Annotated in this window: 20 protein-coding genes and 1 tRNA gene; 13 read left to right on the top strand and 8 right to left on the bottom strand. The window is 36.9% G+C overall.

From position 1 onward, the window contains the following. Positions 1 to 132: 132 nt before the first annotated feature. From OQX63_RS18005 to OQX63_RS17960, 10 genes are all read left to right on the top strand, one after another. Entirely contained in the window at positions 133 to 720 is a 588-nt protein-coding gene (locus tag OQX63_RS18005; RefSeq protein ID WP_265852211.1) for a hypothetical protein, read from the top strand. Between the two features lie 9 nt (positions 721 to 729). Further along, entirely contained in the window at positions 730 to 1359 is a 630-nt protein-coding gene (locus OQX63_RS18000) for a carboxypeptidase-like regulatory domain-containing protein (protein WP_265852210.1), read from the top strand. Between the two features lie 415 nt (positions 1360 to 1774). Further along, entirely contained in the window at positions 1775 to 2971 is a 1197-nt protein-coding gene (locus OQX63_RS17995; RefSeq protein WP_265852209.1) for a serine hydrolase domain-containing protein, read from the top strand. A gap of 29 nt (positions 2972 to 3000) precedes the next feature. Beyond that, entirely contained in the window at positions 3001 to 3507 is a 507-nt protein-coding gene (locus tag OQX63_RS17990; RefSeq protein WP_265852208.1) for a RidA family protein, read from the top strand. 186 nt (positions 3508 to 3693) lie between these two features. Next, on the top strand, positions 3694 to 4695 hold the full coding sequence (locus OQX63_RS17985; RefSeq protein ID WP_265852207.1) for an alpha/beta hydrolase: 1002 nt from the start codon (positions 3694 to 3696) through the stop codon (positions 4693 to 4695). A 174-nt stretch (positions 4696 to 4869) separates the two neighbouring features. Beyond that, positions 4870 to 5733, top strand: a complete 864-nt coding sequence (bla, locus tag OQX63_RS17980) for a subclass B3 metallo-beta-lactamase (protein WP_265852206.1) — start codon at positions 4870 to 4872, stop codon at positions 5731 to 5733. 382 nt (positions 5734 to 6115) lie between these two features. Continuing rightward, on the top strand, positions 6116 to 7411 hold the full coding sequence (locus OQX63_RS17975; protein WP_265852205.1) for a hypothetical protein: 1296 nt from the start codon (positions 6116 to 6118) through the stop codon (positions 7409 to 7411). An 892-nt stretch (positions 7412 to 8303) separates the two neighbouring features. Then, positions 8304 to 8426, top strand: a complete 123-nt coding sequence (locus OQX63_RS23400; protein ID WP_323670618.1) for a LuxR C-terminal-related transcriptional regulator — start codon at positions 8304 to 8306, stop codon at positions 8424 to 8426. A 124-nt stretch (positions 8427 to 8550) separates the two neighbouring features. Beyond that, on the top strand, positions 8551 to 11127 hold the full coding sequence (locus OQX63_RS17965; RefSeq protein WP_265852204.1) for a hypothetical protein: 2577 nt from the start codon (positions 8551 to 8553) through the stop codon (positions 11125 to 11127). A gap of 10 nt (positions 11128 to 11137) precedes the next feature. Beyond that, entirely contained in the window at positions 11138 to 11959 is an 822-nt protein-coding gene (locus OQX63_RS17960; protein WP_265852203.1) for a hypothetical protein, read from the top strand. Between the two features lie 266 nt (positions 11960 to 12225). Here the strand turns inward: OQX63_RS17960 and OQX63_RS17955 are convergent, their stop codons facing one another. The 7 genes from OQX63_RS17955 to OQX63_RS17925 form a co-directional block, all read right to left on the bottom strand. Then, positions 12226 to 12546, bottom strand: a complete 321-nt coding sequence (locus OQX63_RS17955; RefSeq protein ID WP_265852202.1) for a hypothetical protein — start codon at positions 12544 to 12546, stop codon at positions 12226 to 12228. After that, on the bottom strand, positions 12546 to 12860 hold the full coding sequence (locus OQX63_RS17950) for a TraM recognition domain-containing protein (RefSeq protein WP_265852201.1): 315 nt from the start codon (positions 12858 to 12860) through the stop codon (positions 12546 to 12548). Before OQX63_RS17950 ends, OQX63_RS17955 begins: the two co-directional genes overlap by 1 nt. Positions 12861 to 13099: 239 nt before the next feature. Then, a tRNA-Ser gene (locus tag OQX63_RS17945) sits at positions 13100 to 13184 on the bottom strand. Between the two features lie 94 nt (positions 13185 to 13278). After that, positions 13279 to 14268 carry a YihY/virulence factor BrkB family protein gene (locus OQX63_RS17940; protein WP_265852200.1) on the bottom strand — a complete coding sequence of 330 codons (990 nt, stop codon included), beginning with the start codon at positions 14266 to 14268 and terminating at the stop codon, positions 13279 to 13281. An 8-nt stretch (positions 14269 to 14276) separates the two neighbouring features. Further along, positions 14277 to 14684: an acyl-CoA thioesterase gene (locus OQX63_RS17935; protein ID WP_205055601.1), complete on the bottom strand. Its 408-nt coding sequence runs from the start codon at positions 14682 to 14684 to the stop codon at positions 14277 to 14279. Next, complete coding sequence (gene mltG / locus OQX63_RS17930) at positions 14684 to 15739, bottom strand: endolytic transglycosylase MltG (RefSeq protein ID WP_265852199.1); 1056 nt, start codon at positions 15737 to 15739, stop codon at positions 14684 to 14686. Before mltG ends, OQX63_RS17935 begins: the two co-directional genes overlap by 1 nt. An 18-nt stretch (positions 15740 to 15757) precedes the next feature. After that, positions 15758 to 16528 carry a PASTA domain-containing protein gene (locus OQX63_RS17925; protein WP_265852198.1) on the bottom strand — a complete coding sequence of 257 codons (771 nt, stop codon included), beginning with the start codon at positions 16526 to 16528 and terminating at the stop codon, positions 15758 to 15760. A 202-nt stretch (positions 16529 to 16730) separates the two neighbouring features. On the opposite strand from OQX63_RS17925, the gene OQX63_RS17920 reads away from it, so the two are divergent. The 3 genes from OQX63_RS17920 (at position 16731) to OQX63_RS17910 (ending at position 18993) form a co-directional block, all read left to right on the top strand. Further along, positions 16731 to 17717 (top strand): D-alanine--D-alanine ligase, encoded by a 987-nt coding sequence (locus tag OQX63_RS17920; RefSeq protein ID WP_265852197.1) that lies wholly within the window; start codon positions 16731 to 16733, stop codon positions 17715 to 17717. A gap of 151 nt (positions 17718 to 17868) precedes the next feature. Continuing rightward, positions 17869 to 18450: a Crp/Fnr family transcriptional regulator gene (locus tag OQX63_RS17915; protein WP_265852196.1), complete on the top strand. Its 582-nt coding sequence runs from the start codon at positions 17869 to 17871 to the stop codon at positions 18448 to 18450. Positions 18451 to 18600: 150 nt separating this feature from the next. After that, positions 18601 to 18993 carry a DUF983 domain-containing protein gene (locus tag OQX63_RS17910; RefSeq protein WP_265852195.1) on the top strand — a complete coding sequence of 131 codons (393 nt, stop codon included), beginning with the start codon at positions 18601 to 18603 and terminating at the stop codon, positions 18991 to 18993. Positions 18994 to 19002: 9 nt separating this feature from the next. Here the strand turns inward: OQX63_RS17910 and OQX63_RS17905 are convergent, their stop codons facing one another. Beyond that, positions 19003 to 19773, bottom strand: a complete 771-nt coding sequence (locus tag OQX63_RS17905) for a copper homeostasis protein CutC (protein WP_265852194.1) — start codon at positions 19771 to 19773, stop codon at positions 19003 to 19005. Between the last annotated feature and the right edge of the window lie 16 nt (positions 19774 to 19789).

Here is a 19789-nt window from a genome sequence, read left to right as displayed (position 1 = left end):
GCCTATCATCATTTCACTCCGCTTTAATAAAAAATACCTAAAAACCAGTAGATGAAAAACGGCAAAAATTGGTATTTCTTTTGGCTGATACTTACAATAGCTTTGCCCTTATACCATAATTCGGATGATACTATGAAAACAATACCCTCAAAAGCTTTTTTATTCAAAATTAACCTGATCCGAAAGCCTGTTGGCATTTTTTGGGCAATTCTGTGTTTTATAACGCTTTCTGTATGCCTTTCGGCATGCTCTAAGAAAGATGATACCGGGGGCGCGCCTACTGGTGATTATTATTTCCGGGCAAAGATTGGTGGGAAAGCTATAAACTTCCACAGTGTGAATTTTCAGGGCGGTGGCAATGATAATCGGTTCGAACAAATTGTTATTGGTGGTCATGAGGCTTCTGATCCGCCATCAGGGCCTGTGTCGCCTTCTTTGGATTTCGAAATCTGGAGGGAGGGTGGGAATATTACTGCAGGAACATATGCCACACCTGCGGAAAAAGGTATGATCGCACGTTATGCCATACAAAAAAGCGATGGAACGCTGATGTACAATACCGCTATTGCAGATGATGTATTTACCCTTAAAATTGGAGAAATAAGCAAGTCAGGCATTAAAGGAGCCTTTTCCGGAACGGTTAGAAACAGAGCAGGAGAGGCCATTGACATTACCGATGGCACATTTAATCTTCCTTATGAAACAATTATTAATCCTTAATATCAGTACATGAAGCTTAAAAAATATGTCCTTACACTTTTCTATGTGGTATCAGCAACAGCTGTAGTTTCCGCACAGTATAAAGAACCAGAAAAAAAAGATAAGGTGGAAATCTTCCGTCCTGAAATGGCGTTCGACTCCCTGCTGGCAAAAAAAATGTTGGCCAAAGGCACTGCTGTTATCAAAGGTGTAGCCTTTACCAGGCAGAAACATCCACTTGGGTATGGTGTCCCGTTATCGCCACGTATACTTGCTAATAAAATAAAAATAGTGCTTTTTCCGATAACACCTTATTTTGAAGAATGGTACCAGCTTAGAAAAGATAAAGAAAGCATTAGAAGAAAACGCTTTGTCTACCTTTCTGACCAAGCTTATAGATACAGGCTTGAAGCGATTACGAATAGTGACGGAGAATTTACCTTCCCCGATATGAAGCCTGGTAAATATTTTCTGCAGGGTATGTTAGATTATACACTTAGAGGCACCTATAATGCCTATACAGGTTCAGGTTATAATGATTATGGCGGACGAACCGATTACTACCAGGAAAAAGAATATTACAAAAATATCCAGGACCGGATTGAAGTGTTCGTGGAGGTAAAAGAGAATGGAGAGACTGTTAAGGTCAAACTGCATTAAATTAAGGTTTCCGGCTTTAAGAAATATTTAATAACTGACTCCAAAAAAAATGTCATCTCGGACTGTAGCGCAGCAAAATAGAAAGATCTTTGAACCGGGTTATTGAAATCTGGTTTAAAAGATTTCTCCTCAAAAGGAGTTCCTTTGGAACACTGCGGGCGAAATGACGATATTTCGAGGCCATTCAAACTTCTTTTTACATCTGTCATTAATATTGATTTTTATAAATAAGTTATTCCTCAAGATTGTAACTTTATACTGATTAAACAGTCTCAAAAACGAAAATAGACCAGAACTATCGGCGGTGTTTATGTCAGCGTTAGGCAGAGAAAACGAAATGATGAAAATGTTAAATCAGGTAAAGTCAAATAAACCAATTATAAAATTTTTAACTTTAATTTCGACAATCAATTTTATGAATTATTATAGGCGAATACTTCTGTTTTGCATAGGAATATTACTTCTCGCTACAAATGTTTTTGCACAACGTAATACCGGAAGCACAAACATTGACAGCCTGATCGGCAAAAAAATGTCAGAAAGTGGGATTGTCGGCCTAGGTGCAGCCATTATTATTGATAAAAAAGTGGTTTGGAAAAAAGGATATGGATTTTCAGATCAACAAAGCGGTGCAGCTTTCACCACATCAACTTTAATGAATATTGCATCGGTTTCCAAAACGGTAACCGGTGCTTGCCTCATGAAAGCTATAGAACAAGGGAAACTCTCTCTGGATGAGGATATAAACAACTACCTTCCTTTCAAAATTCACAATCCTTATTTTCCGGCAGAAAAAATAACCCTTCGAAACTTATCAACGCATACTTCGGGACTTACCGACAGGTATCCCTTTTATACCGATAGCCTTTACTTTAATGGTAAAGACTCGCCGGAAGCATTGCGTGATTTCCTAAAGAACTATTTTATTCCCGGTGGGAAGTATTATTCGAAAGAAAACTTCCTTAACCATAAACCAGGAACATTCCGTGAATATTCCAATATCGGAGCAGCACTCGCAGGTTATATCGTTGAAGTTAGGACGGGTCAAATGTTGAACGAATACAGTAAAAAATATCTGTTTGATCCCTTGGAGATGGAAGATACCGGATGGTTTATGGCTGAAGTAAACCTGAAAAAGCATACAAAACTTTACGAGAAACAAGATAATAAAGTCAGGGAAATACCATTGTACGGTTGTACTACCTATCCGGATGGAGGCGTACGCACATCTGTGGACGATCTAAGCAATTTTTTTATCTGTTTGTTAAACAACGGGAAGTTTAAAAACAGGCAGGTATTAAAAGCTGAGACAGTTGAGGAAATGCTCAGGTTCCAGTTTAATGAGGCTAACAAACCCGAAAATGTTAAACCACAATCACTCAATTCAGGTATTTTTTGGGCGACAAAAATGGGTGGTACCAGGATTGGGCACAATGGATCGGATCCCGGGGTGAGGACTTTTATGCTTTCTGATTTAAAAAAGGAAGTTGGCGTCGTCCTGTTTATGAATACTTCGTTGAGTGAAAAGGAAGAGCACAAATTCTTTGAAATCTATGAAGATCTCTATCGATATGGCGTTAAACTTAAAAATAAGGATATACGAAACCGGTAAAAATAATGATAACTGAAATTTGTACAACCATGATGAAACAAACATATAAACTGTTGCTTAATTATGCTCTATTGTTGTTTATGCTGGCCATTGGTAGTTGCAAAAACAGTGAGCGTGAAAATACTGCTGTAGGTAAACAGGAAAAGAAGCCGCTAACAATAGCTAAGGAAAAATGGCATTGGGGCAGCGGTAAAGATCAGGATACAACGGCGGGATATGCCCAGGTTGTTAAATCAGGTAAGGTAATTTATATATCTGGCATTCCTACAAATGACCTGAGTCCAAAAGGGATCAGCGGGGTTTATGAAAGACTTAATCAATGCCTCAAAGCCTTTGGTGCTACCTCAAAGAACGTTGTTAAAGAGACACTTTACACTACTGATATTGAAGCGATGAAAAAGTATAATGGTGCAAGAAAAGCGTTCTATAAAGACGACTTTCCTGCTGCAAGCTGGGTTCAGGTAAACAGGCTTTATGAGCCCGATGCAAAGTTGGAAATCGAACTAATTGCACATCTTGAAGGTGTGGAGGAATAAACGTAAATAATGGTCATTTCTTTGAATGGCTTCAACGTTTATTATCAGTTGCCGGCCATTTGCAGCATGCTAAAATGCAAGCTTAAAAAATCGCAATACTCCTTATCCAATATAATGAGAAAATAGAAAATCCAATTGTATCAGAAAAATCCCCGCTCAAACAAATACCATTTATAATAAAAAAATATGAAAACTTTTCTAAAATGGACCAAACGTATAGGCTTAGGCTTAGTTACCTTGCTAATCTTGTTGCTCCTGATCGGATTTATTTTTGAAAGAATATCACGGGATAATGCTGAAAAAATTAAACCTGATGGCCAGTTTGTAGAAGTTGAACATCATCGTCTTCATTATTACAAAAAAGGGAACGGCGGACCAACCATTGTATTTGAAACCGCATTTGATCCGGCCGGACATCTGCAATGGTACAATATTCAACAAGAATTACCAAGCTCTTATACAAGCTTCTCATATGACAGGGCCGGAATTTTATGGAGCGAGCGAGGCAAAAATCCAAAATCAGGTGAGGAAATGGCTAAAGAATTACATCTTTTGCTGGAAAAAGCCAACGCCCCAAAACCATATATTCTTGTAGGCCATTCCTTTGGAGGAACACTTGCCCGGTTTTTTGTCAACAAATATCCTGAAGATGTTGCAGGCGTAATATTTGTGGATAGTCAATGCCCCGATGATGAAAAATATTTATCTCCCGAACTATTCAAAATGGTCAATCAGGGTTTGCCAGGTAGCTTTCTAAGATTCGCCAACACTTTTGGACTCGCCAGATTAATGTTCAGAGGTATGTTTCCCAATAACAAACAATATGAATATCAAAACACCATAATGCCTGCTCTGCTTTACAAAAGTGCTGATGCATTACTGGAAGAGCAGGATCAGATGCGTTCGATTAAAAATGAAGCATCAAAAATAAAATCTTTTGGCAATATTCCTCTTTATGTACTGACTGCCGGAGATGAAAAGCGCTTTGATTCTTCCATCAAAGATTTAAAATTAAAGACAGAAATGTTAAGTGCGTGGAATAAAATGCAAAAAGATTTTCTGTTACTTTCCATGGAAAGCAAACAGGTATTAATACCGAATAGTGGTCATTATATCAACCAGGAGCAGCCAAAAGTTATTGAAACCGCCATCAATGATATGGTGAATAAAAATATACATCAAAAATAAAACATCATATCTGACCTATTAAATAAGGGAAATAATACAGTTTTCAAGATACCAACGCTTACCACTATTGCATCGTTTTCAAAAAACAGGGAGGAGAGAATAATCAGCTATAACACGCTTGCAGTAATTTAATGCATAATTTACACTAAAAATTTATACCCCATAATATTATATATGAAAAAACTCCTGTTACTTATCCTGATTTCACACAGCTACTGCTTCCTGCAGGCGCAAGAAGTACATGAGCCATCATCTGAAAATCACCCGGAATGGTCAAAGCCTTTTCCGCCATTTCGAATTGTAGGTAACCTATATTACGTGGGCACAGCCGATCTGGCCTGTTATCTCATCACTACGCCAAAAGGAAATATCCTAATCAACACCGGACTGGCATCATCGGAAAAGCTTATTGGGGAAAATATTAAAAAGCTGGGATTTAAACTTTCAGACACTAAAATATTACTGACCACACAAGCGCATTTTGATCACCTGGGTGCCATGGCTGCAATCAAGAAAGCTACAGGGGCTAAGTTTATGGTAGATTATGCCGATGCTCAGGTTGCAACTGATGGTGGACGTTCTGATTATGATCTGGATGGCAAGGTTTCTGTTTTTAAGCCTGTAAAAGTTGACCGTATTTTGCACGATAAGGATATCATCAGGCTAGGAGGGATGGAATTAATCATGCTGCATCACCCCGGGCATACTAAAGGTTCATGTAGTTTTCTGCTCACCGTTAACGACCAAAATAGAAAGTATAGGGTACTGATTGCCAATTTGCCCACTATCGTAACAGACAAAAAATTTGCAGACGTTTCTGCCTATCCTCAAATTGCAGAAGATTACGCTTATACTTTACGCAGCATGAAAAACTTAAAGTTCGATCTATGGGTAGCCTCACACGGCGTACAATTTGACCTCCTGAAAAAACACAAACCCGGAGATCCCTATAATCCTGCTGTTTTTATGGATGTAAAAAACTTTTACGACTATTTGGACGAACTGCAGGAGGAGTATGATAAAAAAAATGGGAAGTAATAGATATTTTAACCATAAGAGAGTATCAAAATTTAATGTCTAATCAATCTAAAAATGTAGCATAAAGAGTATATAAATTTTATCTCAAAAATAGTTGCAAGTTCAATCCCATATTCTGTTTCAATCTGATACAATTCCTTCGTTATCTTTCTGATGTAAGGCTTGTTCATTATGGTTCTTCATTTGAATTTTTGTAATTTGATCGAAAGTTTCGGTTCTGAATAACTTAACGAATGCAAAGCCCGAAATGATGATAGCAGAGGTTGCGCTTTTAGCATGGTTCAACGTTAGAACTTTTTTAAATGAACTGATAATAATAACTTCGATTGCCCCGATTCGCCAAACCTAAAAACGTTATATGTAATTTTTAAAAGGTAACCATATGATAAAGAAATTTTACATCTCGATATTGCTTTTTATGTTAACTCAATCCTTATTTGGACAAGAAAAGGCAACCTTTCAAGATAGTATTGCAACTTATTTTGATGAAATAAAAACTGAGGCATACAAGCATCAACGACTATGGGAGAAAGATTTATATGGACCAATGCTCTTAGTGAATCCTAATTCGAGGCAAACACTTGCAAATTTTCCAGATAGCGTTGGTTTTCTCAAACAAAACGGCAAAATTTATGCTGGAATTTTACCTGGCAAAATTAACATTGCGAACACAGCTGTCAATTGGAACGGCAGACGTTGGGCTATGATTATGCTTCCATTACCAGTTAATAAACATGAAAGAATTAATTTACTAGCCCATGAGTTATTTCACGTAAATCAGCCATCATTAGGTTTTAAGTTATTCAATACCGAAAACAATCACCTTGACCAAAGAGATGGTAGAATTTATTTGCGCTTGGAATTGGAAGCATTAAAAAAGGCTCTTCATACAAGCAATCAAACTGAACAAAAAACACATCTGACGAATGCGATTGCTTTTAGGAAATATAGATATTCGGTTTATCCCGGAGCAGACACTACCGAGAACTTATTAGAATTAAATGAAGGAATTGCTGAGTATACAGGTACAATAATTAGTGGTAGAAACAAAAAGCAATCTTACGAACACTTTACGCAAAGCATAAATTCTTTTTTGAGTAATCCAACATTCGTTCGCTCATTTGCTTATCAGACAATTCCTATCTACGGTCACTTACTCGATAATATAAGAAAAGGATGGAACAGAGAAATAACAATTAAAACAAACCTGACTGATTATTTTATAAATGCATTTAATATAACACTGCCGAATGATTTAAAGAAAACTACTGACTTAGTTATAAATCAATATAACGGAGAGGCAATTATTTCAGAAGAAAAAATAAGAGAAGAAAAAACAAAAAAACTGATTGCTGAATACAAAAGTAAATTTATTACCCAACCCCATTTTGAACTTGTATTTGAGCAAATGAATGTATCATTCGATCCAAGAAACATTATACCTATCGAAGATAAGGGAACAGTTTATCCTAATATTAGAGTTACCGACAAGTGGGGAATACTTACAGTTGAAAACGGAGCATTAATGAGTTCTAAATGGGACAAAATTTCAGTAACCAGTCCTTTAAAAACGGAGAATAAAATTATAAGCGGAGATGGTTGGACGTTACAACTTAACGATAAGTACGCTGTAATAAAAGATGAAAAAACGGGCAACTACAAGCTTACAAAAAGATAAAAGCCACGCGTAACAATACTACACAATAGAAATGTAGTTTTCGTTCCTTTTATATAACAAAAAGAGCCTAGTGGTTGAAACCCCGATAATAGACACTCAGGATGCTGTCATTTCTGAAAGCTATTGAACACAGTTGCAGTTTTGCAGGGCTATAATTAAACATTTTGAGGGTTAGTAAATGTCGAACTAAATCATTCTTGAGTCAAGTCGATGACGTACTTTACCTTTTGATATACAGAGTGTTAAGATGATTTCTTTGGCGCTTTTAGTAGCTTAACAAAAGTGCCACAGATCTGCCACAATAATTATGAGCATTTTTGGAAATTATGGCTATTTCTACCTAAAATAAAAAAGCCTGCAATTTCAAAAGTTGCAGGCTTTATCAGCTTTTATCACACTTTTAAGAGATCTTCTATCGTGCTATTTGCGGAGAGAGAGGGACTCTCACCCACCTCTTCAATATACGATAGATATTGATTTTCTTCATTTTAGAATGAAAAGCGCCGCGATAGTGCCACAACTTCTCTCTTTTTCTTTCTAAATAAATTTTCAGCTCTCTTTAAGCTTAGTGCGGAGAAGGAGGGAGTGCATTGAAACACTTATAAGGGTTATTGGCTATAATAAAAGAAATTTATAAGAATAAAAAATGATAAAACCCTACTTCATGCTTTAACTTGTTTTGTTCAAAATTAATTTTCGATAACTTTACAAAAGGGCAATTAGTAGATTTCATGACAAAAAAAAATAACGTACTCTTTACTGAGCCTATGCTGAACAATATGAACAAAAAGGATGTCAAAATTCTTGAGGATCTTATGAAAAGAACCGAAGGCCTGCCTGAAATTCTCCATCTAAGGACTGCCGAAATAGGCTAGGGAATGCAGTGTAAGTTATTGCGGATAAACTGTTTATTTCGCTAGCTACTGTGAAAAGCAACGTGAAGAATATATTTAAGAAAGTTGGGGTGAACGATAAGACTGAGTTAGTGTACAAATTGGGGCAGGGAGTAATCTGAATTTTAGCACTATTGGTGCAATTCGTTTTGTTAAAAGTCAATCTATTTAATATTTGTAATTGAAAACTAAAAATGAATAAACAGATATTAAAAAAATAGTTGATTTTTGTTAAAACTAAATACCATGCCCTATCAAACGCTCGACACATTAAAGCACCTTGTTAAAATTGCACTTGAAGATTCCGATATTCTAAAAGGAATTAGAGAAGCTGAAATCTCACAGGAAGAAGCCCAAAAACTTATTCTTAATAACGACCAGGAGATCTGGAGGGTAGTAAGTAGCGAACTTCTGGAATATGAAGCTTTGAACGAACAACAGATTTCTCTTAGAACTGCTAATAGGGAGCTAGCTCAAAGTACAAGTTTTTGGATTAATGAGGAGAAATGGAAAAGTATTATTCTAACACCAATTTTTTTTATTCTACTTGCATTTGTCCTAAGTCCGACCATAAAACTCAAATATGTACAGGATTGGGCGAACGGGTCTATTTACAGGTGGACTACCAATGGTTTCTTCCATTTTTTGATCGGATTTATCTTTCTGTTTGGCATGCTGGGTATTTTAATTTGGCTTACTGATCTTCTAATACAGAGATATGTGAAAAGGCAGTCAAATAAGATGATTAGAGTGTCTAATGAGTGGAAGCGAACGAACTCTGAACTTGTTGGGGAGTATAGTGCCAGAGAAGAAAGATTGGAAAGTCTAACTAAGTTGATAGACCAAAATATGATCGAGAAGTCAATTAAAGAGAGATTAAGGTACTTCATTAACCAGAAATTAGAGCCTTCTTACAGTCGTGATCTGCCTGATTTACAAACTAAAGGGCTGGGGGAGGTAATTGACGTTTCAAGAACCATTGATACAGACGCTAAAATCAAATTGGATTTTCTTCTCAGAACAATGCCAGGTGGAAGTATTGGTATTGCCGGGTCTAGAGGTGCTGGAAAAAGTACTTTAATCCACTCCTACTGTGGTGCTGAGAGGAATGTTACCCAAATAAATGATAGGTTAGTTCTTCCTGTAATGACATCGGCCACTGTTAAATATGATTTTCGCGATTTTATCTTGAACCTTTTTGCGTCAACATGTGAGAGTGTTCTAATTTTGGAAAAAGCACCAAGAGATGAACATCAACATTATCTTAGATCAAATCAGAAGTACTCCACTGAAACTGTTATCATGGGTATCAGGATTTTACTTCAAATATTTTTAATTTATATTGGGATTGCATTAATAACGTTTAGTCTGTCTTTGCGAGCTATCCACAGTCATTATCATCCTGTAACGGCATCCAGTGTAGTCAAGATTGCAAACAAAAAGACTGATTCATTAAAGAATAGCTTGATCACTAAGCTCGATAAATCTAAAACTGTTGGAGACACCATTCAGCCAACGAGGAAACCAGAGATCAATTTTTTTGACTACTATTTAGCGACTATTAGTGAAGCTAAAGAACTGCCGGCTCAGCTCTTTTCTAACGGAATTTTATCGTTATTAGGATGGGTGATTTTAACAATAAGTTTCGGCACGTTTCCACTTTCATATTACATTAGACCGCGATTGTTTCGAATATTAATGTGGGACCAATATATGGCAGATAGGCTTGATGATTTTAGTCGGGAAGTGAGAGATTCTGCATTTGAAAAAAGTCCGCACGCAGGCACTGCAAGAAAATATCTAAAGAAGATCAAATTTCAACAAAGTTTCACATCGGGATGGTCAGGAGGTTTAAAACTCCCAATAGCATTTGAAGGTAGTGTACAAAAAAGCACAACAATAGAAGAACGCGCGATGTCTAATCCGGAAATTGTGGACGCATTTGTTGCATTCCTGAATACAATTTGTACCGATTACCAAGTCGTTATTGGAATTGACGAATTAGATAAAATGGATTCGGAAGTTGATGCAAAGAATTTTCTAAACGAAATCAAAGCCATTTTTGGACTGCAGCGGTGTTTTTTCTTAGTCTCTGTGTCTGAAAACGCAATGTTCAATTTTGAAAGACGCGGAATGCCATTTAGAGATGTTTTTGATAGCTCGTTCGATAGTATTATCTATGTTGATTATTTGAACTTGAAAGATACGGTTTCGCTGTTGCAAAGGCGTGTTATTGGTCGTCCTATTCTATTCTTTTATTTGGCTTACTGTTTATCGGCAGGCTTACCACGCGACATCATCCGTGTTTTCAGAGATATTACCAGGATATCACAATTTCACAAAAAACTGGATATAGTCTGTAATCTTCTGATAAAGGAAGATGTGAGAAATAAGCTTTTCGCAATAAGCAGCATCGTTAGAAAACTGCCGAACACCTTAGTGGCTAAATTGAAATTTTTAGATATTATTGATACTTCTACCATAGACCTGTCAATTATAGAATTACAAAAGCTTGTTATAAATCTATACAAACTGAGAAAAGAACTTGAGGAAGATACATCTGGTGATTCAAATGCAATTGAACTATGCTATCGTCTTAAAGAAATGATAGACGAAGTGTATTCGTATCTAGGTTACATTTTAACAATTTGGGAATTGTTTTCAAAAGAGTTAGATCTGGCCAAAATAGATGAAATGGAAACTAATCAATCTTTCGTACAAATCGCTAAAGCAAAGCAGTCTTTATCAGGAGATTTCAAGGTTAGCCAGAAACTCGTAGTCGAGGTAAGAAAAAGAAATAACCTGAGCAAACTAACAACTTAAGATATTTACTATGAATTTTAAAAACGAGAAAATTGATAGTTTGCCCGATAAATTTAATGCCGTTAACCGAAGTATTCAGAAGGTAGTTAATGAATTGATTGAGTCTTGGGATGACGACAATCGCTACAGTATGATTAAAAATCTCAAATCTGAATTTGACGAGATGCAGGCATTGCTCAAAGCCTTTTTTGTGGAAGTTAGATTAAATATTTTATTATTGGATGATAAACAAAAAGGTATATATAGGGATTACTGCGTAATTTCTTTCAAACTTTTTAATGAACCGATTAGTGCTGAAAGAATTGAAAAAACTATGCATGAAGAGTTTGGAGGGGGCACATTGTCTGTGGATGAAATTTATTATAGTGCGGATTTAGCAGTTTCACATGATATCGGTTTTTACGAGGCTAGTAACTATGTCCTTTGTTATGCAATGTTGCTGAATTATTATTATGCTACTATTGAACGAATTGTCCATTCTATCCCCTCGGCTACGATTAATGATGTTGATCTAGTTTCCATGGATCAGAAAAAGAATACGATTTCACAGAAGGCGCTCGTCTTGCATTATTTAGTCAAGGATAAAAAACTAACTCTTAATAAGATTAGTCAGGACGCTACCAAACAGGCCAAAATTTTGAGTTTTCTTTTTGATAATGGATATGAAAATCTAAGAAAGGCGCTAACAGGAATACAGGAATCGAGTAGTGACAGACTTAAAATAGCAAAAAATGTAGAAATTGTTGCAGCATTATTTGACGAACTGGGATCAGAGTTTGACGGAGTTAATAAGCTAATTAAAGCTGATCTTCAAGCTATGAAGAATAAGTAGGGGTGACCCCTAGACCCACCCCTGCTTGATTTAATTTTCATTTTTGTAAGGTTAATTTTTACACGATGGAAATACATATCATTATAGAGCATGCTGAACTTGATTTGGGAGGCATTGCGACAATTATTACAGGAATAATATTTCCTCTAGCGAAATACCTGGTAAAAATGCTTAAACGGAATCAAAATAATAAGATACCGCGAAAAAGACAAATAAAACGACTTCTTAGATAATTAACTTTTATGCAAATTTCCGATGGCGAAACTTCATAGTGAATTTATTTTTGGCTCTTTTACCGTTTTCGCCATTTTCTTTGCTTTTCCCTGTGCAATAACAGAATCACGATTTTTCCTTTTATTCAATTTCTTCGGCTGACGATTACTGATCTTTTTCAGCTCCAGCCTCATCAACTCCTGTACATCTCTTTTAACTCTTAAATAGTTTTCATCAATATCCTCTTTTGTAACTGTTCGAAGAACTGGAAGCAATTTGTATCCAGCTTCCTCTGTTGCAATAGCATCATGATCATTTTGAATCTCCCCATGAAACATTTTTTGCGGTATCTTTTCACCCGGACTATCGGCCACTATCCCGATAAACTCACCCGAAGAAAGCGTAGCAATTTTAGAGCTGGAATCGCATAATCCATCTGAGTAGATTTAGAAATTGAAGTATCATTGCTGTTGATGCTCTGCCTATCCTGCATAATTTTACCGAAAGTCTCCGAAAGCTTCTTTGCACTATCACCCGATACCTGCCCGCTGATAATATTGGCACAAATGCCCGCTATAATCTCCGCCTGTTCCGAGCCATATTCCTTTTTTACCTGCTCAATGCTTTGAATCCCAATCGTACAACTAATCATATTACTTCTGCCCTTAAACTTGAAGATGACCTGCATAACGAACTGCATTTGCTGCCTTATATGTTAAATATGCCTAAAATTTTCCAGGATTCCAGTTTAGGGCAAAAGTATGCTATTTTAAACCAGGTGTTCAAACAGGGACTCACATATAAAGAAGGTAGTTTTAGAATACCTGAAATTAATGTGGAGTTCGCTCATAAGTTATTGATAATCAAAGAAAAAGGGCTGCTATTTTTGGAGCAACCCTTTGATGATTTTGAAGGAAACCCTTCATGCGGAGAGCGAGGGATTCGAACCCCCGGACCTGTTACAGTCAACAGTTTTCAAGACTGCCGCATTCGACCACTCTGCCAGCTCTCCGCTGCAAAAGTACAAACTCAGCTTAACTCTGCAAACTTAGAAAGCTTTTTTTTTATATAAACTTGATAATTACTTAACACAGAGGGAGAAAAAATTATTTCTTCTGTATATTTTCTTCAATTGGCTCAGATTTTTTGAACAAATTAAAGGTAGGCCGGATAATTTTCACACTTCTTTTGCTTACATCAACACTGGCATTCAGCTCAAACCCGATCAATAAAATCAACGAGTTGAGGTAAAGCCAGATCATCACTACGATTAATGTTCCGATAGAGCCATAGACCTTATTGTAGGAAGCAAAATGGTTGATGTAAAACGAAAATCCCCAAATGGTAAGAAAGGCCAGAATAGTAGCCAGCCAGGAACCCGCACTAAATAAGCGCCATTTTTTGGTATGGGAGGGTCCGTAACGGTATAAAATGGAAATGGTAATAAAGTACAGGATGGCCAATAATGCCCAACGGGTAAATTTGATGGTATAAATCAAAAAACTATCTTTGAGGTGCAGTTCATCGTTAATTTTGTTTAATAGAACTTCACCCAAGGCCATTGCACTGATGCAGATGATGATAGAGAAGCAGATAATTACAGTGAGTACAAGCGCAATTAAACGTTGTTTAATCCAGCCCCTGGTTTCAATAATTAATGATGATTTATTGAAAGCTTTCATCAGGTTTTTAACCCCATTAGTTGCAAAAAAAAGTGCAGATAAAAAACCGAAAGATAACAACCCCTTGTTCTGGTTTTTGATGATATCTTTCAAAGTCAGTTCAAAGGCATCAAATGCATTGTGCGGCAATACCAGCTGGATTAAATTTAAAAGTTGATCCTGGAAACCCTTAATGGGGATAAAAGGAATTAAAGTAAACAAGAAGATAATCCCTGGGAAAATGGCCAGCATGAAACTGTATGCTAATGATGATGACTTGTTTACCAAGGCATCTTTTCCGATTTCACGAAAGAAAAATGTGGCGACAGTATATAAGGGGAGTGGGCTAAAACCAGGCAAAATGCATCCTTTAGTCCATTCTATAAATCTAGAATAGAGTTTAAGATGTAATAACTGCCTGTGTAACCATTCCATTATATTGGTTAATTAAAAAACACCGATAATTTTTCCATAAAATTTTCGGGTGGATTTGTTGGTTTATTTTTCTTCATATCAACAAAAACCAGTGTGGTTGAACCAATGTTGATGAGTTCCTCTTTTTCGTTATACAACTCATACTCAAAAAAGATCCTAACGCCGGGCAAGGTTTTAATGATTGTCTTTACCGTAATTTCCTGATCGTAAAGAGCAGGTTTAATGTACTTGCACTTTAATTCTAAAACAGGCATCATAATACCATCAGCCTCCATTGAGCTATAGCTCATGCCTAAGCTGCGCAACATTTCTACCCGGCCTACTTCGTAGTATTGTGCATAATTGCCATAATACATATAACCCATCTGGTCGGTTTCGCCATAACGAACCCTGATTTTTGTACTGTGGCTAAACATTATTTAAATATATTTCTTTTGTTTAACGCCTCACGGTATTTCTTAGCATTAATTTCGTGTTCAGCCTTGGTTTCAGCAAAGTTATGGTAACCCGAGAAATCTTCTTTGGCGCACATGTAAATGTAATTGTTGTTATCGCGGTTAAGCACGGCATCAATGGCATTAATGCTTGGCATCATAATCGGGCCTGGAGGCAAACCTGCATATTTATACGTATTGTAAAGCGATTGTACCTGTAATAATTTTCCGGTTACCCTTTTTACTGTAAAATCGTTATTGGCAAAAATCACCGTCGGATCAGCCTGAAGTAATATGCCTTTATTTAAGCGGTTTAAATACAAACCCGCTATAATTGGCATCTCTTTATCGTAAAGTGCCTCTGCATCTACAATAGAAGCCAAAGTGTATACTTGTGCAGGTGTAAGGTTCAAACTCGCTGCTTTTTGCTTGCGGTCTGCTGTCCAGAATTTCTCATACTCCTTGTGCATGCGCTCAAAAAAATCAACCGGCGAAATATTCCAGTACATTTCGTAAGTGTTCGGGATAAACATGGCATATACATTATCCTGGTTAAAACCATATTTGCTAATCAGCGCAGTAGAATCTAATACCTTGATAAAACTTAACGAATCGGCTTCCAGGTTACTGGCCAGATAGGCTGCAAAATTTTCTTTCTTACGGATGTTATGGAATTTTAATTTAACAGGGTCCTGGTTTCCGGCTTTGATCATGTTAATCAACGTGCGGTTGGTCATCCCTTTTTTCAGGCGGTAACGTCCTGGTTTAACAGTTGTCGCTAAATTCATTTTTCCGGCAGCAGCTGTAAAAGACGACACGCTTTTTAGCAGATCTTTCTTTTTTATTTCTGCAACGAGATCATCATAGCTGCTTCCGGTTTTGATGTATAAATATTTTTGATTTTCGGTAACGTTAGGCGCAAAATAAAGCCTGTAAATATTCAACGCAAAGTAACCGGCAATTAAAATAACTACAAGCGCAATAACTATAGCCGCTTTTTTGCCTGTACCCATGTTCTTTTTTTCTACTTCAGTCATCTTTAATATGATACTTGTTTATGGTTGTTTATTAGATAGCGTAATGTTAATTCTGGTACCTATTGGCACTTTCGTTACCGAATCAACCAGCATAGGATCTTGTTTAGTAATAACGGCAGCAGCGCTATCGGTAATCGGGCCATCGTACATGATGCTACCCAAAGTGAGGTTTGATCCTCTCAGGCTAAATTTAGCTTCATCCATGGTTAAGCCCATTAACTGCGGAATATCTACCTCTTCGTTTCCACGACCATCGCCTAATACCAGGTTAATCCTTGAGCCAACAGGCACTACCTGCCCGGCTGTGATCGGCTGACCGCCAAAAGAGGCTTCTAAAACTACATCGCGACTTACGTCCGGTTTGTAGGTGGTATCGCCAAGTTTTAATCTCGAACTCTCTATAATAGCCTGTGCTTCTCTTAAGGTTTTAAACGCAATATCAGGGAATTTTGTATTCGGTGTTCTACCTGCATTAATGGTTAAATAAATGGTACGGTTATCTTTTACAAAAGTATTGGGATCAGGATCCTGATCAATTACAATTCCGGCAGGTTGATCCATAATAAAAACAGAATCTACTTCATATTTTAATCCGGCATCTTCCAGTTTCTTTACGGCCTGCTCAAAAGATAATCCTTTTACCAGTGGTACATTTAAACCTTGTCCGTGTTTCGTATAATATCTTAAACTAAAAAAGGCAACCAGTAAAAGCACGATAACAGTTACTACTGCTGCTAAAATGTTGTTTCTAAACGATTTGGTTTTTAAATACTCTATAAATTTAGACATGAATCTTAATTTGGGTTATGCGTACAAGCTCAAATGTAACTATTTTAAATGATGGATTGGATTATCGCGTCTATTTCCTCCATTCTATCTTTATCCAATTCCTTCCATAAATTCTCGCTTTCAATAATACTAAAGCACAAAGATATTTATATTTTTGAGGATATATTTATATTCAATTTCTATTTATAAAAGGATTTTTAACATGAAGAAAACGATAGCATTGCTAACAGGCGGTACCACAGGCGAATGGGTTGTTTCTGTAAAAAGCGCAGCCACCATTGCTCAAAATATCGACCCTAATTTATACGATGTGTATAAGATTATGCTGAACGAAAAAGGCTGGTTTTATGAACCATCCGATTCTGTTAAAATAGAAATTGATAAAAATGATTTTTCCTTAACGCTGGAAGGAAGAAAAATTAAGTTTGATGGTATTTTTATATCCATACATGGTTCTCCTGGTGAGGATGGAAAATTACAGGGATATTTCGACATGTTGGGTATTCCTTATACTACCTGTGATGCCTTAACTTCATCCATCACCATGAATAAAGGTTACACCAAAGCTATTGTGGCAGATATTGATAACCTGTATACCGCAAAATCTGTTCAGATATTTAAAGGCGGAAATTATAACTTAAATCAGATTAAGCAGGATTTACGGTTACCCTATTTTGTTAAACCCAACAGTGGGGGAAGCAGCATTGGCATGACTAAGGTAAAACATGCCGATGATCTTGAAGAAGCGATTGAAAAAGCATTTAAGGAGGATACGCAGATTTTAATCGAAGAGTTTGTGAACGGCAGGGAATTCTCGGTTGGCATTTTTGGTTCAGACAGACAAATTATTGTTTTGCCTGCAACAGAAGTGATTCCGCAGAATGAGTTTTTCGATTTCGAAGCCAAATATACACCAGGTGCAACCGAAGAAATTACCCCGGGCAGAATGAATGCCGAAGAGGTAAGCCGTGTGCAGCAGGTGGTAAAAGAGGTATATCAAAAACTGAACTGTAGGGGAGTAGTGCGTATCGATTACTTTCTGGAGGAAGGAACCGGTAAATTTTATTTTATTGAAATCAATACCATTCCCGGACAAACAGCAACCAGTTTTATTCCCCAGCAGGTAGCTGCAATGGGCATTACGCTAAAAGAATTTTATACCCGCTTAATGAAAGAAACGCTGGGGTAGCCTTTGTGAGTTTGATTATTCTGAACAATGAAGAATCTTTAAATAGTAGCGTTGCATTTATGGACATATTGTTTTTTTAATAAGGTCTTTTTAAGTCGGTGTTTTAAAATGAAATATAGATACATGCTATTCCGCCAAAGCCTGCAAAGCCATGAACATCCAAAAACTGATTGATAAAGGTTTAAAACTCAAGAGCTATCCAAAAGATTCGGTTATTTACGAGCCTGGGATGCAGCCCCGCTATGTGTATTTTATCAAATCGGGCGAGGTGCGCATGGTTACCGTGAGTAATGAAGGGAAAGAATTTATTCAAGGCGTTTTTAAAACAGGCCAATATTTTGGTGAACCGGCCTTGTTAACCGATCGGCCTTATTTAGCCTTCACCATTGCCAACAAAGATTCGCAGATTATTGCCGTAAATAAAGAAGATTTTTTCGAGCTGATTGAAAACGAGCCCAATTTTAGCATGGAGCTGATCCGTACTTTAAGTAACCGCCTGTTTTATAAATCGATGATGTTGGAAGAACTGGCAAGTGAAAAGGCTGATCACCGTTTGCTAACAATGATCAATTACCTGCTTAATGATATTGCCGTAGGTGAAAATTTAAAAGTAACGCGACAAGAACTAGCCGACATGACTGGTTTGAGGGTGGAAACCGTTATCAGAGGAATGAAACTACTAGCCGATAAAGGTCTGATTAAAACCGTTAAAGGAAAAATAGTTAAGGTTTAGTAAATCATCAGTGATTTGTACAGTTAAGCAACAGGAATATTTAATGATAAATAAGCCGTTAAATTACCAAACTAATGCCACAAACATGACCTAGATCATAAATTAGTGTTTATTTTTAGGCTTATCTTTGTATGATCAAATTAGAAGATTATGGCAGCGTTAACGAAATTCCAGGCTTTTGTACAGTGTAAGTGTCCGAGGTGCCGCAAAGGAGATATTTTTACAGGTAGTGCTTACTCATTCAAGCTACAAAAAACAAATGTAAACTGTCCACATTGCAATTTGAAATTTGAGCGCGAACCTGGGTTTTTCTATGTTGCCATGTTTGTAAGTTATGCCATGAATGTTGCAGAAATCATTACCATTGGTGTAGCATCATATGTTTTAGGTTTAGCCCTGGTATATGAGAATCTGTGGTACTACGTGGGACTAATCTTAGCAGGTGTTTTGTTGTTTTCGCCAATAAATTACCGCTATTCTAGAGTGATTTTGCTTCATTACCTTACACCAGGGTTACATTATGTGCCTGGAAGTGGAGATTAGAAGCGAATCTTATTTTAAATTAAAAGCTTCATTTATACAAGCCACCAAAGCTTTCACTTTGGTTTCTGAGGTGAGTTCATACCGATATTCATCCTCTATACTGCCCATTCTGGTTTCAGTATTTCTGAATTCCATTTTACTGGGAACAAATTCCTTGGCAGAAGCGTGGAATTGTGTTGCACCGGTTTGATCAATCAGGTTTTTGATATTGTTTTCATTAATTCCCGCACCAGGCATGATGGTAATCCGTCCCGCTGCTTTTTTTACAAGTTGTGCTAATTTTCCTGCACCCAGCATTGCATAAGAAGCCCCTCCGGAAGTGAGTACCCTTTTTATGTTGAGTGCGATTAAATCTTCCAGCGCCTGATTCAGATCGTTGGTCATATCAAATGCCCTGTGGAAAGCAACCTCCATAGGTTTGGCCAACTCAATAAGTTCCTTACAGCGTTCTTTGTCAATTGTGCCATCGGCCTTAAGTATTCCAATAACTATACCTTCACAATTTAATGATTTACAGATTTTTATATCCTCTTTCATTATTTCGAATTCTGTGTCGGAGTATAGAAAATCGCCACCCCGCGGACGGATAATTGGCCAAACTTCAATGGATAGATTTTTCTTGGCCAATGCAATCTGGGCATAACTTGGTGTGGTACCGCCTTCTGCCAGGTTATCACAAAATTCTACTCTTTTTGCACCAGCATTTTGGGCGGCCAATGCCGATTGGTAAGAGTTAGCACATACTTCTAAGCAAGAAGTAACCTCAATATTCATATTCATTTATTATGCAATATTT

Origin of the sequence: Pedobacter sp. PF22-3 (assembly GCF_026239555.1) — a bacterium.
Lineage (GTDB): Bacteria > Bacteroidota > Bacteroidia > Sphingobacteriales > Sphingobacteriaceae > Pedobacter.
The sequence above is the reverse complement of the archived record's forward strand: the minus strand, read 5'-3'. Positions and strand labels throughout refer to the sequence as shown.

What these genes read in the sequence shown, in the direction of transcription:
- OQX63_RS17940 (WP_265852200.1), bottom strand. Translation starts at nt 14,268, where the DNA reads ATGGAATGGTTACACAGGCAGTTATTACATCTTAAACTCTATTCTAGA.
- OQX63_RS18000 (WP_265852210.1), top strand. Translation starts at nt 730, where the DNA reads ATGAAGCTTAAAAAATATGTCCTTACACTTTTCTATGTGGTATCAGCA.
- OQX63_RS17925 (WP_265852198.1), bottom strand. Translation starts at nt 16,528, where the DNA reads ATGTCTAAATTTATAGAGTATTTAAAAACCAAATCGTTTAGAAACAAC.
- OQX63_RS17975 (WP_265852205.1), top strand. Translation starts at nt 6,116, where the DNA reads ATGATAAAGAAATTTTACATCTCGATATTGCTTTTTATGTTAACTCAA.
- OQX63_RS17990 (WP_265852208.1), top strand. Translation starts at nt 3,001, where the DNA reads ATGATGAAACAAACATATAAACTGTTGCTTAATTATGCTCTATTGTTG.
- OQX63_RS17965 (WP_265852204.1), top strand. Translation starts at nt 8,551, where the DNA reads ATGCCCTATCAAACGCTCGACACATTAAAGCACCTTGTTAAAATTGCA.
- OQX63_RS17985 (WP_265852207.1), top strand. Translation starts at nt 3,694, where the DNA reads ATGAAAACTTTTCTAAAATGGACCAAACGTATAGGCTTAGGCTTAGTT.
- OQX63_RS17960 (WP_265852203.1), top strand. Translation starts at nt 11,138, where the DNA reads ATGAATTTTAAAAACGAGAAAATTGATAGTTTGCCCGATAAATTTAAT.
- OQX63_RS17910 (WP_265852195.1), top strand. Translation starts at nt 18,601, where the DNA reads ATGGCAGCGTTAACGAAATTCCAGGCTTTTGTACAGTGTAAGTGTCCG.
- OQX63_RS17950 (WP_265852201.1), bottom strand. Translation starts at nt 12,860, where the DNA reads ATGCAGGTCATCTTCAAGTTTAAGGGCAGAAGTAATATGATTAGTTGT.
- mltG (WP_265852199.1), bottom strand. Translation starts at nt 15,739, where the DNA reads ATGACTGAAGTAGAAAAAAAGAACATGGGTACAGGCAAAAAAGCGGCT.
- OQX63_RS17905 (WP_265852194.1), bottom strand. Translation starts at nt 19,773, where the DNA reads ATGAATATGAATATTGAGGTTACTTCTTGCTTAGAAGTATGTGCTAAC.
- OQX63_RS17915 (WP_265852196.1), top strand. Translation starts at nt 17,869, where the DNA reads ATGAACATCCAAAAACTGATTGATAAAGGTTTAAAACTCAAGAGCTAT.
- OQX63_RS17920 (WP_265852197.1), top strand. Translation starts at nt 16,731, where the DNA reads ATGAAGAAAACGATAGCATTGCTAACAGGCGGTACCACAGGCGAATGG.
- OQX63_RS17995 (WP_265852209.1), top strand. Translation starts at nt 1,775, where the DNA reads ATGAATTATTATAGGCGAATACTTCTGTTTTGCATAGGAATATTACTT.
- OQX63_RS18005 (WP_265852211.1), top strand. Translation starts at nt 133, where the DNA reads ATGAAAACAATACCCTCAAAAGCTTTTTTATTCAAAATTAACCTGATC.
- OQX63_RS17935 (WP_205055601.1), bottom strand. Translation starts at nt 14,684, where the DNA reads ATGTTTAGCCACAGTACAAAAATCAGGGTTCGTTATGGCGAAACCGAC.
- bla (WP_265852206.1), top strand. Translation starts at nt 4,870, where the DNA reads ATGAAAAAACTCCTGTTACTTATCCTGATTTCACACAGCTACTGCTTC.